Annotated in this window: 11 protein-coding genes and 1 tRNA gene; 7 read left to right on the plus strand and 5 right to left on the minus strand. The window is 73.0% G+C overall.

All coding sequences use genetic code 11. The features are described 5' to 3' along the window. Window positions 1-14: 14 nt before the first annotated feature. The 4 genes from O3X23_RS37820 to O3X23_RS37835 all read right to left on the minus strand — a co-directional run bounded on the left by O3X23_RS37820 (window position 15) and on the right by O3X23_RS37835 (window position 5,571). Window positions 15-1,523, minus strand: a complete 1,509-nt coding sequence (locus O3X23_RS37820) for a PrsW family intramembrane metalloprotease (protein ID WP_269277866.1) — start codon at window positions 1,521-1,523, stop codon at window positions 15-17. A gap of 108 nt (window positions 1,524-1,631) precedes the next feature. Next, window positions 1,632-2,399 carry a tRNA (guanosine(46)-N7)-methyltransferase TrmB gene (gene trmB, locus O3X23_RS37825; protein WP_269277897.1) on the minus strand — a complete coding sequence of 256 codons (768 nt, stop codon included), beginning with the start codon at window positions 2,397-2,399 and terminating at the stop codon, window positions 1,632-1,634. A gap of 191 nt (window positions 2,400-2,590) precedes the next feature. Beyond that, window positions 2,591-3,838, minus strand: coding sequence for an L-2-hydroxyglutarate oxidase (lhgO, locus tag O3X23_RS37830; protein WP_269277869.1), 1,248 nt, complete (start codon window positions 3,836-3,838; stop codon window positions 2,591-2,593). 317 nt (window positions 3,839-4,155) lie between these two features. Next, on the minus strand, window positions 4,156-5,571 hold the full coding sequence (locus O3X23_RS37835; RefSeq protein WP_269277872.1) for an MFS transporter: 1,416 nt from the start codon (window positions 5,569-5,571) through the stop codon (window positions 4,156-4,158). Between the two features lie 917 nt (window positions 5,572-6,488). On the opposite strand from O3X23_RS37835, the gene O3X23_RS37840 reads away from it, so the two are divergent. The 7 genes from O3X23_RS37840 (at window position 6,489) to O3X23_RS37870 (ending at window position 13,943) form a co-directional block, all read left to right on the plus strand. Further along, entirely contained in the window at window positions 6,489-7,799 is a 1,311-nt protein-coding gene (locus O3X23_RS37840; protein WP_269277875.1) for an asparagine synthase-related protein, read from the plus strand. A 183-nt stretch (window positions 7,800-7,982) separates the two neighbouring features. After that, the gene (locus tag O3X23_RS37845) at window positions 7,983-9,203 is read left to right on the plus strand and encodes a DNA polymerase III subunit delta' (RefSeq protein ID WP_269277878.1); all 1,221 of its coding nucleotides are present in this window, start codon (window positions 7,983-7,985) and stop codon (window positions 9,201-9,203) included. Window positions 9,204-9,477: 274 nt separating this feature from the next. Next, window positions 9,478-10,431, plus strand: coding sequence for a hypothetical protein (locus O3X23_RS37850; RefSeq protein ID WP_269277881.1), 954 nt, complete (start codon window positions 9,478-9,480; stop codon window positions 10,429-10,431). Between the two features lie 168 nt (window positions 10,432-10,599). Next, window positions 10,600-12,183: an alpha/beta hydrolase gene (locus tag O3X23_RS37855; protein ID WP_269277883.1), complete on the plus strand. Its 1,584-nt coding sequence runs from the start codon at window positions 10,600-10,602 to the stop codon at window positions 12,181-12,183. A 113-nt stretch (window positions 12,184-12,296) separates the two neighbouring features. Beyond that, window positions 12,297-12,373, plus strand: a tRNA-Thr gene (locus O3X23_RS37860). A gap of 281 nt (window positions 12,374-12,654) precedes the next feature. Continuing rightward, window positions 12,655-13,656: an alkyl sulfatase dimerization domain-containing protein gene (locus O3X23_RS37865; RefSeq protein ID WP_269277886.1), complete on the plus strand. Its 1,002-nt coding sequence runs from the start codon at window positions 12,655-12,657 to the stop codon at window positions 13,654-13,656. After that, window positions 13,653-13,943, plus strand: coding sequence for a hypothetical protein (locus tag O3X23_RS37870; protein ID WP_269277889.1), 291 nt, complete (start codon window positions 13,653-13,655; stop codon window positions 13,941-13,943). Before O3X23_RS37865 ends, O3X23_RS37870 begins: the two co-directional genes overlap by 4 nt. Before the next feature lie 104 nt (window positions 13,944-14,047). Here the strand turns inward: O3X23_RS37870 and O3X23_RS37875 are convergent, their stop codons facing one another. Next, window positions 14,048-14,656, minus strand: a complete 609-nt coding sequence (locus O3X23_RS37875) for a class F sortase (protein ID WP_269277892.1) — start codon at window positions 14,654-14,656, stop codon at window positions 14,048-14,050. Window positions 14,657-14,857 lie beyond the last annotated feature (201 nt).

Consider the following 14,857-nt stretch of genomic DNA (forward strand, 5'->3'; position numbering starts at 1 on the left):
GAGCGTCGGGCGGGTCAGATGTTCTGGGTGCCGTAGGGGGGTGTCTGCCGGCCGTACGGCTGGGCGTAGGGCTGCTGCGAAGGCGCGGGCTGCTGAGGCCCGGGTTGCTGGGGCTGGGGTTGCTGGGACTCGGGGTGCGGCTGTCCGTACTGCGGCTGCCCGTAGTGCTGGCCGTACTGGCGTTGCGGATACGGGCCGTACTGCTGTTGCTGCCACTGGCCCCAGGCCGGCGGCACCGCGGGGCGGGTCGCCCAGGCGGCGTGGGTGAGGGCGGGCTGGGCGACGTCCTTGCGCTGCCACAGGTGGTGGAGGAGCTCCTGCTCGCGGGCGACGAAGTGCGGCCCGGCGGTGCCGCGGGCGGCGGCGGCGCGGAGGAAGGCGAGGTGGGTCGCGAAGGCGATGTACTCGCGGACGGTACGGGCCGCCGCGTCGCCGTGCGCGCGGCGGGCGGCGGCGCGGGCCACGCTGCGGGCCTTCATCGAGGCGAGGACGACGGGTTCCGGCGGGGTCAGCCAGCCGGCCATCGCGTAGACGGGCAGCTGGGTGCGGATGGTGCCCAGCTCCTTCGACCTCGACCAGATGGCGAGCCACACCACGAGTGCGAAGACCGGGATCATGATCGCGCCGTACATCGCCAGGAAGCCGAGCGGGGCGAGCGACGCCGAGCTGTTCCAGACGCCGTGCAGGAGCATCGCGAGCAGCCAGCCGCCGATCGGGGCGAGCCAGCGCCAGGGGCGGCCCGGCCGGGTCATGGCGGCGATCGCGAAGCCGGTGCCGGTCATCGCCGTGAAGAGCGGATGCGCGAAGGGCGTCATCACGACCCGGACGAAGAAGGTCGCCGCCGTGGAGGACTGCAGGCCGGAGGAGCCGTAGGCCTGGTCCTCACCGAAGGCCGAGCCCAGGTACAGGATGTTCTCGGTGAAGGCGAAGCCGGTGGCGGTGAGGCCGGCGACCACGATGCCGTCGACGATGCTCTCGAAGTGCCGGCGCCGGAAGAGGAAGAGCAGCAGGATCGCGGCGCCCTTGGCCGTCTCCTCGACCAGCGGTGCGACGAAGGTCGCGCCCCAGGTGTCGGTCTGGGACGGACTCGCGGTGAAGGTCGTCGCGAGGAGTTCGGTGGCGTACTCGTTCGCCAGTATCGCCACCAGTGTCGCGGCGCACGCGCCCCACGAGAAGGCGAAGACCAGGTTCTTCCACGGACTCGGCTCGACCCGGTCCAGCCAGACGAACGCCCAGATCAGCACCGGCACCGGCAGGATCGACAGGGCGAGGCCGACGAAGAACCCCTCCGTGCCTATCTGCTGCCGCACCAGCGCCAGGATGATCACGCCGCACAGCGCGAGCAGGGTGAAGAGGGCTCCGGCGCGTACCGCCTTGCTCTCCCAGAAGGCGCGCCGCGGTTTGTAGTGCCACTGTTCCGGAGCGGTCGGGACGGTGGTGAACTCGGGCGCCTGCTGAGCGTGGTCGCGGTACTCGGGGACCGGGTGGTTCGAGGAGTCGGGCGAATGCGAGTACGAGGACACCAGTCGACAGTACGGGGGAGACCGGATGTGCGCGATGCCCTTCCGATTACGTCTTCGTCCGCGGTCCGGTCCAGGCCGTTCCGGATTCCGCTTAGCTTCCGCCAGGGGTTAGCGGCGAGTGAAGAGCAGGTCGTGGACGATGTGGTCCTTCGCCAGTCCCTGGCGCTCGAACTTGGTCATGGGACGGAAATCGGGGCGCGGGGCGTAACCGGCGCCGTACTGGTTGATGAAATCCGGACTGGCGGAAAGCACCTCCAGCATCTGTTCCGCATACGGTTCCCAGTCGGTCGCGCAGTGCAGGGTCGCGCCGGGGCGCAGGAGCGGCGCGACGAGGGCCAGGAACGCGGGCTGGATCATCCGGCGCTTGTGGTGCTTGGCCTTCGGCCACGGGTCCGGGAAGTAGATCCGCAGCCCCGCGAGGGAGGCCGGCGGGAGCATGTCGCGGAGCAGCACGATCGCGTCGCCGTTGGCGACCCGGACGTTTGTCAGGCCGTACTGGTCGGCCAGATTGAGCAGGTTGCCCTGGCCGGGGGTGTGCACGTCGACGGCGAGGATGCCGGTGGCCCGGTCGTCGGCGGCCATCCGCGCGGTGGCGTCGCCCATCCCGAAGCCGATCTCCAGGACGACGGGCAGGGCGGGGTCGCCGAAGAGCCCGGCCAGGTCGAGGGGGGAGCCGTCCAGCTCCACGCCCCATTCCGCCCAGTGCCGCTCCAGCGCTCCCGCCTGCGCGTCGGTGACGCGGCCGCGGCGGGCGTGGAACGTCCGGATGCGGTGCTCCTCGCGGGAGCCCGCCGGGTCCGGCGCCGGACCGTCGGGGAACTTCGCCGGGCGGGCGGCGGCCCTGGGCCGGGCGGCCGGGAGACCGGCGGAGCCCACGGAGACGGCCGCGTCGGAGGCGGCGACCGCGGGGGTGCTGGGGGGAGTGGATGAGCTAGACACGATGGGCTGATTCTACGGGCGTGGCGAAGCGCCCCGGCCCGGTCCGCAGCCCGGCCCCCGGGCTCGGCCTCACCCAGGCCCGGCTCCCGACCCGCTTCCCGGCCCGGCCGGCCGCGCCCGGAGCCTCGCTACGCCGCCTGCAGGGTGGCCAGTGCCGACAGGGCCCGGCGGGCGACCTCGCGGCCGATCGGGAGTGACGCCGTCGCGGCGGGCGAGGGCGCGTTGAGCACGTGGACGAAGGGACCGGAGCCGCCGAACAGGAAGTCGTCCACCAGGGTGCCGTCCCGGAGCACCGCCTGGGCGCGGACGCCGGCGGCGGCCGGTATCAGGTCCGACGGGCGGAGCGCGGGCAGCAGGCGCTGCGCGGCGGCGGTGAAGGCGCGCTTGGACAGCGAGCGGTGGATCTCGCCGATCTCGTACCGCCAGTGGCGGCGGGCGATCCGCCACGTGCCGGGGTAGCCGGCGACCTCCGCCACGTCCCGGGCGCGGAACGTGCGGCGGTGGTAGCCCTCGCGGGCCGTCGCCGGGACCGCGTTGGGACCCAGGTGCACCCCGCCGTGCACGTCCCGCGTGAGGTGGACGCCGAGGAAGGGGAAGGCCGGGTCGGGGACCGGGTAGACCAGACCGCGGACGAGGCCGGTACGGGACGGCTTCAGCTCGTAGTACTCGCCGCGGAACGGGATGATGCGCATCCCGGGCTCGTCGCCCGCGAGGCGGGCCACCCGGTCGCAGTGCAGACCCGCGCAGTTCACGAGGGTCTTCGTACGGATCTCGCCGGTGGTGGACCCGATGACGATCCCGGCGCCGTCGGGACCGGACCCCGTGGTGCGGGTGATCGAGCGGACCTCGGCGCCGTACCGGATCCTGGCGCCGGCGTCGGTGGCGAGCCGGGCCATGGTCGCGGCCACCGCGCCGTAGTCGCAGATGCCGGTGGAGCCGACATGGATGGCGGCCAGGCCGGCCGCCTGCGGTTCGTACTCCTGGATCTGGGCGGGGCCCAGCTCGCGCACCGCGATGCCGTGCTCGCGGCCGCGCTGGACCAGGGCGTGCAGCCGGGGCAGCTCGTCCCGCTCCGTCGCGACGATGAGCTTGCCGGTGATCTCGTGCGCGATGTCGTGTTCCGCGCAGAACTTCGCCATCTCGGCGGAGCCCTGGAGGGCGTAGCGCGCCTTGAGCGAGCCCGGCGGGTAGTAGATCCCGCTGTGGATCACACCGCTGTTGCGGCCGGTCTGGTGCCGGGCGGGGCCGGGCTCCTTCTCCAGCACCGTCACGCGGGTGCCCGGTGCCGCACGGGTCAGCGCGTAGGCCGTGGACAGGCCGACGATGCCCGCCCCGATGACGACGACGTCGTTCACGTCATCGGCGTACGGTCCCATGCCACCTCCCCGGCTCCGCGTTGCTGACCGACGGCCAGCCGCCCCCATCATGGGCCCCCATCATGAGTCCCCTTCATGAAGCCCCTGCGACGAGGGCCCCGCCGTGCGGCGCCGAGGCCCTCATCCGAAGACATCCCCATCATGAACTGGCCCACTGACAATGGTCGCAAACCCTTGTGGGGCAAGGCGTGTGGCGTGTGGACGCACTCCGTGGACCGCGCGGCGGCCACGGGCGGCGACGTCCGTGGTTCGCCGATGACGTCCGTGGCTCCCTGATCCCGGCCCGGGTTACGACCCGGGGCCGCCCCCGGCCGGCGTCACGCCGGCGCCGCCAGCAGCGGCCGGGCACGTTCCCGCAGCTCGACGACGCGCGGCTCGTTGCCGTACGGCTCCAGCCGGTGCAGCAGGTCGCGGACGTACTCCGTGGTGCGCGCGGACGAGATGCGGCCGGCGACCTCGACGGCCTTGGTCCCCGCGGCGCAGGCGGCGTCCAGGTTCCCCGACTCGAGTTCGGCGACCGCGGACACGACGAGGCGCAGTCCGTGCGAGCGGACGTACTCCTCCGTGGGCCGGGCCAGCGCCTGCTCGGTGAATCGCTGCACCTGGCGGGGTACCCGCAGGTCGCGGTAGCACTCGGCGGCGTCGGCCGCGAGCCGGTCGTAGGAGTAGAAGCCGAGCCAGGCGGGATCGGCGTCGCCGTCCCGGGAGCGCTCCAGCCAGGACTCGGCCGCCGCGAGGGACGTGGCGCACGCGGCGGCCTCGCCGGCCTTGGCGTGCGCGCGGGCCTCGACGAGCTGGAAGAAGCTCATCGTGCGGGCGGTGGCCAGACCGCGGTTGCGTTCCAGGGCCGCCTGCGCGAGGTCGACGCCCTCGTCGGCGAAGCTCCGGTACGTGGCCTGCAGGGACATCGACGCCAGGACGTAGCCGCCCAGGGGCACGTCGGCCGCCGCGCGGGCCAGGCGGAGGGCCTGGATGTAGTAGCGCTGCGCGGCCTCCTGCTGGCCGGTGTCGAAGGCCATCCAGCCGGCGAGCCGGGTGAGTTCCGCGGTGGCGCCGAAGAGCGAGCGGCCGACCTCGTCGCTGTACGAGCCGAGCAGCAGCGGCGCCGCCTCGACCCGGAGGCATTCGGGAACCATCCCGGAGCGCCAGTCGCCGCCGCCGTACTTCGAGTCCCAGCGGCGGGCGTCGTCCGCGGCCTCGCGCAGCTTCGCCACGTCGGAGTGCCCGACGTGGGCGGTGCCGGGCGCGGGGGCGTCGCGCGCCACGAGCGCGTCGGCGGGGGTGATCAGCCACCGCGAGGCGGGGGTCACGTACGCGCTGACCGCGAAGGAGCCCGCCAGGCTCTGCCAGATGCCGGTGCCGCCGGGGCCGCGGCGGCCGGCCAGATCGAGCCGCCACAGGTCGGTGGCGGACTTCACCGCCTCGCCGACGTCGCGCGGGAAGGCGAGCCCGACCTCGGGCGCCGGATCGGCGTCCGCGAGCCCGATCTCGTGCAGCGGGACGGGACGGCCGAGCTTGCTGCCTATCGCCGCGGCGATGAGGTGCGGAGCGGCGCCCTGCGGCACCATGCCCTTGCTGACCCACCGGGCCACCGAGGTCTTGTCGTAGCGGAGGGTCAGGCCCCGTTGCGCGCCCAGGTCGTTGACCCGGCGGGCGAGGCCCGCGTTACTGATGGCGGCCAGGGCGAGAAGGGTGCCGAGCTTTTCGTTCGGCCCGCGATGTTCCTTGTTCACTGCGGTTCACCTCGCGATGCCGCTGGGGGCGGGCCGGACGGCCCGGTCGGATCTCGGGGGGTCGGTGGTGACGGGGCCCTGGGCGGGAACCGGTGTGGGGGCGGGGGGCGGCGGTAGCTGCCTCCCGGGAGAGCACAGCATGGCCACTCCTCGTCTGAGCCGGGAACGCCGGACGCGCCGAAACGTCCGGACACGCCGAGTCGCCCGGACACGCCGAGTTGTCCGGACACACGGGGGCCGCGCACGTGGACCACGCCCTTGCCACCCCCTCGACACAAAGAACGGCCGTCCCAGCCCCTCTTGTAGAGGCTGTGATGTCTGCGGAGTCCGATTCGGCCAATGTCGCGGACAAATCGGGCCCTGAGATGCCAGGACGCTCGCTACTCGGGTACACCCAGCGTAGTTCGCCGCATCCCGACCGTTAAGAGGGCTGTCCCGGATGGCGAGATTGCAGCCCCCAAAAAGTGCCCGTGCTCCCGGTATATGTGGCTGTGCGCCTGCCCGTGCGCTCTGTGCGGTCCTGATCGGGGGCGCTTCCATGGACGGGTGGGTCGGCCCGTGGCCTCGACAAGCGGCAATGGCAAGAGACGGCGGGCCAGGGGGCTCCGCCGCCACAATCCCCGCGGGCGGCGGACCGGTCCGGGAGGCGTGCGGACGCCTCCCGGACTGATAATTTTCTGCGGCTTATGTCGTGAATGAGCCCCGCCCCGAACGCGCATCCGGCGAACGGCATATCAACTCCGGCATGTGCCAGCCACTTTGGCGTGAAACCGACGTTTGGCTTCACGCGGACGACCCGGCGCTCCTCCCTGCGCCCATGCGCCTCCTTGTGCGCCGTGCCATGGCAGCATGTTCCTCAGGCGGAGCGGCAGTTCGCATGCCGCGCGGCCAGTGGTCCACGGCCTGTGGAGGCGGCGATGCGGTGGTTGGTGGGGTGGAGCAGTGCCGCGGCGGGATCACTTCCGGGCACTGCGGCCCGTTCGGTCCTCCCGGTTGGCGCACAGCTCCTGTGGGGTGACCCGGACCCGCTCTGGGCGGTCGGCGACTGGCGTCCCGACGAGGTGCGGGTGATCCACGCCGACCCGTCCGGCGCCACGTTCCCGGGCGGAAGCACGTACTCCGGTTCGGGATCCGGTGCGCGTTCTGGCGCGGCCTACGGAAGCAACGGCTACGGCAGCGGGAGCAACGACTACAACGGCAGCAGCAGCCGCGGCACCGGCAACGGCTACCGGGGCGCCAACGGCTACGGCGACAGCAACGGCAGCACCTACGGCGGCGGGCACGGCAGCGGCTACGGCAGCAGCCACCCCGCCATCGCCCGGATCGCCATCCTCGGACGCTGCCACGCCTCCGACGCCCAACTGCGCGTCGGACTGTTCGCCGCCCGCGGCGGCGCCCTGCGCCACCTCACCGCCTGGCCCGGCAGCTACACCGCCGTCCTCCAACTCGGCCGCCGCATCACGATCCTGGGCGACCTCGCCGGTGCCCGGCCCGTCTTCCACACCCGCTGGGCGGGCGGCACGGCCTTCGCGACGGCCGCCCTCCCGCTCGCGGACCTCACCGAAGCGGGGCTGGACGTCACCCACCTCGCCGCCACCCTCGCCTGCCCGGACTCGCCCGAGGCGCTCGGCGACGTATCGGTTCGCCTCCAGGAGGCGGCGGCCCGGCCGGCACCGGCGGAGCGCCCCGGCGACCTCCGCGCCCGAGCCGCCCTGGCCCGGCACGCCGCCGACCACCGCGTCTTCGAGCAGGCCGTCGAGGTGCGCAGCCAGCGGCTGCACGCCCCCTTCCTCGACAACCAGGTCGTCCGCGCCTGCCGGGCGCTGCCCGAGGCACTGCGCGTGCAGCCCGGGGCGCGGGTCTCGGTGCTGCGCGCGGTCCTGGCCGGATCCGGCATCCGGGAGCTGCCGCCGGGCTGGGGTGCCAACTCCCATGTCTCGACCGCCGCCGCGTTCCGCACCGGGCTGCGGTCCTCGGTCGACGACCTCATCGAGCTGTTCGACACCCCGCTGCTCGCCGACGCGGGGCTCGTGGAGGCCCGCGTCGTCCGCCAGGCCCTGCGGGCCGCCGCCGACGGGGAGGCGCTCCCGCTGGACGGACTCGGCGAGCTCGTCGCGACGGAGGTCTGGCTCCGCCGGCTGCTCGCCCGGCGCGGGTCCTGCTGGACGGGGACGGACGCCCCGGAGCAGCGCGCGGTGGCGGGCGGGGTGCGCCGGCTCACCATGTGAGGCCGACCCCACCATGTGAGAGCGACCCACCATGTGAGGGGGAGCCGGGTCCGTCGGTCCGTCCCGTCCCGGAGGGCGATCCGTTGTCAGTGCGATGCCCGACAATGGTGGGCAGGGCCGATGGCGGCGGATCGTCATGGGCGAGGGAACGCACGGCAACCCCAGAGGACTCGAGGACTCGTAATGGCGGTGTGGGACGACCTGGTCGGCCAGGACGCGGTGACGGCGCAGCTGTCCGCGGCCGCGCGGGACGCCGATGCCCTGGTGACGGCCCACTCGGCGGGCGCGAGGGGCGCTGAGCTGCCGACTGCGTCCAAGATGACGCACGCCTGGCTGTTCACCGGCCCTCCCGGCTCGGGCCGCTCCACCGCCGCCCGCGCCTTCGCGGCGGCGCTGCAGTGCACGAGCCCGGACCGGGCGCTGGGCGGGGTCCCGGGCTGCGGGTTCTGCGACGGCTGCCACACGACGCTGATCGGGACGCACGCGGACGTCGAGATCGTCCGGACGGATCTGCTGTCGATCGGTGTGAAGGACACCCGTGACCTGGTGCGGCGGGCCGCCATGTCGCCGGCGACCGGCCGGTGGCAGGTGATCGTCCTGGAGGACGCCGACCGCCTCACCGAAGGTGCGGGGAACGTGCTGCTGAAAGCGGTCGAGGAGCCCGCGCCCCGTACCGTCTGGCTGCTGTGCGCCCCCTCGGTCGAGGACGCGCTGCCGACCATCCGCTCCCGCTGCCGGCTGCTGAGCCTGCGGACCCCGTCCGTCGAAGCGGTCGCCGACGTCCTGGTGCGGCGGGACGGGATCGACCCGGAGCTGGCGGCGACGGCCGCCAGGGCGACGCAGGGCCACATCGGCCGGGCCCGCCGGCTCGCCACCGACGAGCAGGCGCGGGCCCGGCGGGCGACCGTGCTGCGGGTGCCGCTGCGCGTGGACGACGTGGGCGGGTGCCTGAAGGCGGCGCAGGAGCTGGTGGACGCGGCCGCGGACGACGCCAAGCAGGTCGCGGTGGACGTGGACGGCAAGGAGACCGAGGAGCTGCGGACCGCGCTCGGGGCGGCGGCGGGCGCCGGCAGCCGGATGCCGCGTGGCACGGCGGGCGCCATGAAGGACCTGGCGGACCGCCAGAAGCGCCGATCGACCCGTACCCAGCGGGACACGCTCGACCTGGCCCTCATCGACCTGGCCGGCTTCTACCGGGACGTGCTCGCGGTGCAGGTCGGCTCGAAGGTCGGCATCGCGAACGTCGAGGCGCGCGACGCGATCGAGCGCATCGCGGCCTCGTCCCGCCCGGAGAACTCGCTGCGCCGGATCGAGGCGATCCTGGCCTGCCGGCAGGCGCTGGAGCGGAACGTGGCGCCGCTGCTGGCGGTGGAGGCGATGACGCTGTCGCTGCGGGCTGGCTGACGGGGTCGACGGGAGCCGACGGGGGCTGACGGGAGCCGACGGGGGAGCGCGTCGCGGGATGGGCGCCCTCATCCCCCGCCCCCGCATCCCTCTCCCCTTCCCCTTCCCTCCCCCTCCCGGCCCTGTGTGCCTGTCCTACCTTTGGTGCCTTCGGGTGATCGACGACCTGGACCCGTAACGCCGTCCGCCCGCCCGACGCGCCTCGTTGCAGGCTGCAGACAGTGCCGCCGGAGCCCACCCGGGGGCCGCAGTCGTCCCCGAGGTGGTCCGTACCGTGGCTGATGCCGTCCTGTTCACCCTTCTCTTCCTCATCACCGCCGCCGCCGCCGTGGCGCTCGTGCGCTGCGCCCTGCGCCACTGGTGGTCGGAGCGGTGCGGCCGCGTCTACGAGTTGTCGCAGGACCGGCTCGGCACGACGCTGCGCGTCGCCGCCGCGGGTGCGGCCGTCCTGGCGGCGGTCGCCCTGGGCGTACCGCTGCTGTCGCGGGACGGCGACGGCGGCGGCAACGGCGCCACGGTGCCGGCCGTCGCCGCGGAGCTCCGGCCGTCCGCTCCTCCCCGGGCGCCCGCCCGCGCTCCCGCGCCGCCCGCGTCCTGGTCCGCGGCGCCCCGTACGATCTCGCGCCCGTCGGGCGGCGTCCTCCAGGAGCTCGCCGACGGCACACGCGTCTGGACGCCGGCGCAGTACTCCTACCCGCGCTCCGCGAAGGTGTCCTTCCCCGTGGTGGTCGCGCAGGTGGGCGCCGGTGACCAGCAGATCTACGCGGGCTTCGCCGCCCAGGTCCAGCGCGGCCAGGCCGATCCGTTCCTCGTCGTGCTGCCGCGCGACTGCGCCGCCGCCGGACCCGACCTCCGCGCCGTCGCCCACCACTACCGCACCCTGACGTCCCGTTCGGGCCGCGCGATCCTGGGCGTCGGCGACCGGGCGGCGTGCGCCGTCCGCGAGGCGTTCGCCCACCCCGACCGCTACCGCGCGGTCGCCGGGGTCTCCGGCATGTACGAGGACGTCGGCGTCCCGTTCCCGACGGGCCGCCGGCGCCTCGCGCTCCTCCTCGCCTCCGGCTCCGGCGAGAGCGCCGCCCGCGAATCGGCCCAGAGGTTCCGCACGGCGCTGCGCCCCCGCACCGGTGAGGTGCGCGTCATCAGCGGCCTGAGCAGCCGGCGGGAACTCTTCGCGCGCGTCGCCGGCTACCTCACGGAGAAGGTCGACGGGCCGGAGCGCCCGTAGCCGGGCGCCGCTGGGGACGCGGGCGTCAGATTCTTCCCCGGTCGCGCCCGCCACTCGTTCGGCGCACAAAGATCGGACAAACAGCCCACAAGTGAGCTCCTCGACCCACCCCCACCCCGCCGGGGCGGATACGCTCCCGATCACCCGACGGGAGGACCCGAGCCGCCGATGTACATCAAGAGCCCGCTCCGAAGCCCGCTCCGAAGCCCGCTCCGTATCCCCGCCGTCGCCCTGGCGGTGGCGGGCCTGCTCCTCTCCGGGTGCGACAGCGGGGGCTCGGACCACGGCGCGGCCGCGTCCACCACTGCCACCAGGTCGCTCGGCCCGCTCCCGGCGACCACGGCCGCCGACCTGGCGCCGTACTACGGCCAGAAGCTGAGCTGGCACACGTGCGGCGTCCCCGGCTTCGAGTGCGCGACGATGAAGGCCCCGCTGGACTACGCGCACCCCGTGGCGGCCGACGACCTCAAGCTGGCCGTCGCCCGCAAGAAGGCCGCGGGTCCCGGCGCACGGCTCGGCTCGCTCCTGGTCAACCCCGGCGGCCCCGGCGGCTCGGCGATCGACTACCTGCAGTACGCGGCGCTCGGCTACCCCGCACCGGTCACCTCCCGCTACGACATGGCCGCCATCGACCCGCGCGGCGTCGCCCGCAGCGAGCCCGTCGCGTGCCTCACCGACGCGCAGATGGACGCCTTCACCGCCGTCGACACGACCCCCGACGACGCCGCCGAGGCCGACCAGCTCGTCGCCGCCGACACCGGTTTCGCGGCCGGCTGCGCGAAGCGCTCCGCCAAGGTCCTCGCCCACGTCTCCACCATCGACTCGGCCCGCGACATGGACGTCCTGCGGGCCCTGCTCGGTGACGACAAGCTCACCTACGTCGGCAAGTCCTACGGCACCTTCCTCGGCGCCACGTACGCCGGGCTCTTCCCGCAGCGCGTCGGCCGGCTGGTCCTCGACGGCGCGATGGACCCCTCGGTCGGGGCCCTCGACAGCAGCCGCACCCAGGCGGGCGGCTTCGAGACGGCCTTCACCGCCTTCGCCGGCGACTGCGTCCAGCACACCGACTGCCCCCTGGGCACCAAGAGCGCCGAGGACGCCGGCCGTCGCCTCGACGAGTTCTTCCGCGGCCTCGACGCCAAACCCCTCCCCACCGACCAGGCCCGCCCCCTCACCGAGGCGCTCGGCACCACCGGCGTGATCTCCGCCATGTACGACGAGGGCTCGTGGCCGACGCTGCGCGGCGCCCTGGCCCAGGCCATGCAGGGTGACGGCGCGGGCCTCCTCAAGCTCTCCGACGAGTACTACGAGCGCGACAGCGGCGGCAAGTACTCGAACCTCATGGCCGCCAACGCCGCCGTCAACTGCCTCGACCTCCCCCCGGCGCTCTCCTCCCCGGCGGACGTCGAACGCGCCCTCCCCTCCTTCCGCTCCGCCTCCCCGCACTTCGGCACGGGCCTGGCCTGGGCAAGCCTGATCTGCGGCTACTGGAAGATCCCGGCCACCGGCAAGCCGCAGCGCATCGAAGCCGAGGGCGCGGCCCCGATCCTCGTCGTCGGCACCACCCGCGACCCCGCCACCCCGTACTCCTGGGCCGAGTCCCTCGCCTCCCAACTCACCTCCGGCCACCTCCTCACCTACAACGGCGACGGCCACACCGCCTACGGCCGAGGTTCCGACTGCATCGACACGGCCGTGAACCTCTACCTCCTCGAAGGCACCACCCCGCCGAAGAACAAAAAATGCGACTGACGAAACCGCCCCGCTGACCTGCGCTTCCCCCTGCTCCACCCCGGCACGGAGCACCCCCGAGAACCCTGTAGACTTGGCGCCGCTGCTCCCGCCACACTGGCCGAGCGCAGCATGCCGCCTTAGCTCAGCTGGCCAGAGCAACGCACTCGTAATGCGTAGGTCTCGGGTTCGAATCCCGAAGGCGGCCCCAGCAAGGCCCAGGTCACCTAGCCCGTGACCTGGGCCTTTTGCTTGCCCGCACTCATTCAGGGCATGCGGCGGCTGGGCCGCGAGACCCCGTGCGTGAGCGGCGGGGCGTCAGTCCTTGGTCTTCGCCTTCCGCTTGGCCTTCTTGGCAACCTTGCGGGCCCTCTCCTCGTCGGCCTTGCGCTGAAGGGGGATCAGCGGGCGCCGGGACCAAGCCATTGTCGCGTTGTCCCTGGTCATTGGCCTGTGGCTGGTCGGCAGAAGTGTCTACAGGTTCCGCAGGGCATGGTCACCGACGGCGGCGGCCTGGCCCTGCCCCCGACCGGCACCTTCGCCTACATCAAGCCCACCGACACCATCACCACCACCGGCGAGACACGCACCCTGGCCGGCCTCGAATTCGTCTTCCAGATGGCCCCCGACACCGAGGCCCCCGAGGAGTTCCACTTCTACATCCCCGAACTCAAAGCCCTGACCTGCGCGGAGAACGCCAACCACTCCCTGCACAACATCCAGACCCTGCGCGGGGCCCGCACCCGCGACGCCGCGAACTTCGCCGCCTGCCTGGACGAGGCGATGGAGCTGTTCCCCGACGCCGAGATCCACTACGGCCCCCACACGTGGCCGGTGTGGGGCAAGGAGAACGTCGCCGAGTTCCTCGGCTCCCAGCGCGACACCTACAAGTACCTGCACGACCAGGCCCTGCGGCTGGCCAACCACGGCCTGACCCCCATCGAGATCGCCGAGAACCTCGACCTGCCCGACGTCCTGGGCCAGGCCTGGTGGAACCGCGGCTACCACGGCACCGTCAACCACAACCTCAAAGCCGTCTACACCAAGGAACTGGGCTGGTACGACGGCAACCCGATGCACCTGCACCCGCTGCCGCCCGCCGACATGGCCAAGCGCTATCTGCAGGCCATCGGCGGCGCCGACCGCGCCCTGGAACTGGCCCGCACCGCCTTCCAGGAGGGCGACTACCGCTGGTTGGCCGAACTCGCCGGACAGGCCGTGTTCGCCGACCCCGGCAACCAGGACGCCCGGGAACTGCAGGCCGACGCCTACGAACAGCTCGGCTACCAGTCCGAGGGCCCACAGTGGCGCAACCTCTACCTCACCGCCGCCCAGGAACTGCGCGACGGCACGCCCACCACCGGCGTACAGAGCACCGGCAGCATGGAGACCATCATGGCCATGCCGCTGGACCTGTTCCCGGACTACATCGCGGTACGCCACGACGGCCCCAAGGCCGCCGGCACGAACCTGGTCATCAACCTGGACCGGTGACCCCGTTCACCGGATCCGGTGGCACCGACACCGCGTTCGTCACCGACCCGGGCCAGCAGATCAGCCAGACCACAAAAGACTGGGTCGAGACGTACGTACCTGATCAAATCGGGTCGAACTACACCGCCCACCTCACCGTGGGAGTCGACACCGTCGAACACCTCAAGACCCTGCAGGCCGAACCCTTCGAAACCTTCCACGTCCAGCCCGCCGGGATGGCCGTCTACCAACTCGGCAACAACGGAACCGCCCGGACCCTGCTCAAGTCCTGGCCCCTGAGTACCTGACCACCACCCCGCCGGCCGGCGAATTCGGCCCCACGTGAGGAAGTCCCGGTCAGCTTGCCGGCCGGGACTTCCTCGTTCCGCGGGGGCTGAGGGGTGCGGGCGGGTCAGGTTTGGGTGGCGTAGACGATGAGGTTGTCCTCGGGGTGGCCCTGGGCGTCGATCGAGCCGTCGCAGGTGATCAGGCGGAGGGTGGGGGTCGCGGTGGGGGCGTAGACCTTCTGGGTGGGGAAGGACTTCTTGCTGACGGTCTCGGTGGTGGTCACCGTGAAGTGCGTGGTCTTGCCGCCGGCGCCGCTGATGGCGATGTCGGCGCCCTTTTTGATCTTTGCCAGGTCGTGGAAGACCGCTTTGCCGTAGCGGGTGCTGTTGTGGCCGATGACGACGGAGGCCCCGCGCGCGCCCGGCACCGCGCTGTTCACGTACCAGCCGGCCGTCATCCCCTGGTCGGGCGGCGGGACTTGTACGGTCTGGTCGGTATTGAGGCCGAGGCGGAGGAGGGCGCTGTCCACGCCGAGGGAGGGGATGGCCACGCGGGTGGGACCGCCGGGTGCGGCGGGCGCCGTTGTCGCGGGGGACGAGGTGGCCTGCGTGGCGGCGGGCTTGGCGGGGGCGTCGGCCGAGGGGGAACCCGACGAGCAGGCCGCCAGGGTGGCGAGGGCCAGCGTGATGAGCGGTGCTCGCAGCGCGCGCGCCGGGTGCGGGATACGGGCCATGAGGGTCCTTTGATGCGCGAGCGGTGCGCCGCCCGTTCGGGCGGCGCACCGGGTGGATCGAGGGATCGAGGGATCTAGGTCGTGTCTGACAAATAGCGGCGTCCGCCCGGAGGGCGGGGCCCGGGGCGTCTGGTGCGTGCGATCGCAAGGCGGAGGGTCGTCCTCGTACCGGGGTACGTGGATGAGCCCGACAACGCAGTG

Source organism: Streptomyces sp. H39-S7 (assembly GCF_027158205.1).
Classification (GTDB): Bacteria; Actinomycetota; Actinomycetes; order Streptomycetales; family Streptomycetaceae; genus Actinacidiphila.

What these genes read in the sequence shown, in the direction of transcription:
- lhgO (WP_269277869.1), bottom strand. Translation starts at nt 3,838, where the DNA reads ATGGGACCGTACGCCGATGACGTGAACGACGTCGTCGTCATCGGGGCG.
- O3X23_RS37840 (WP_269277875.1), top strand. Translation starts at nt 6,489, where the DNA reads ATGCGGTGGTTGGTGGGGTGGAGCAGTGCCGCGGCGGGATCACTTCCG.
- O3X23_RS37845 (WP_269277878.1), top strand. Translation starts at nt 7,983, where the DNA reads ATGGCGGTGTGGGACGACCTGGTCGGCCAGGACGCGGTGACGGCGCAG.
- O3X23_RS37855 (WP_269277883.1), top strand. Translation starts at nt 10,600, where the DNA reads ATGTACATCAAGAGCCCGCTCCGAAGCCCGCTCCGAAGCCCGCTCCGT.
- O3X23_RS37865 (WP_269277886.1), top strand. Translation starts at nt 12,655, where the DNA reads ATGGTCACCGACGGCGGCGGCCTGGCCCTGCCCCCGACCGGCACCTTC.
- O3X23_RS37875 (WP_269277892.1), bottom strand. Translation starts at nt 14,656, where the DNA reads ATGGCCCGTATCCCGCACCCGGCGCGCGCGCTGCGAGCACCGCTCATC.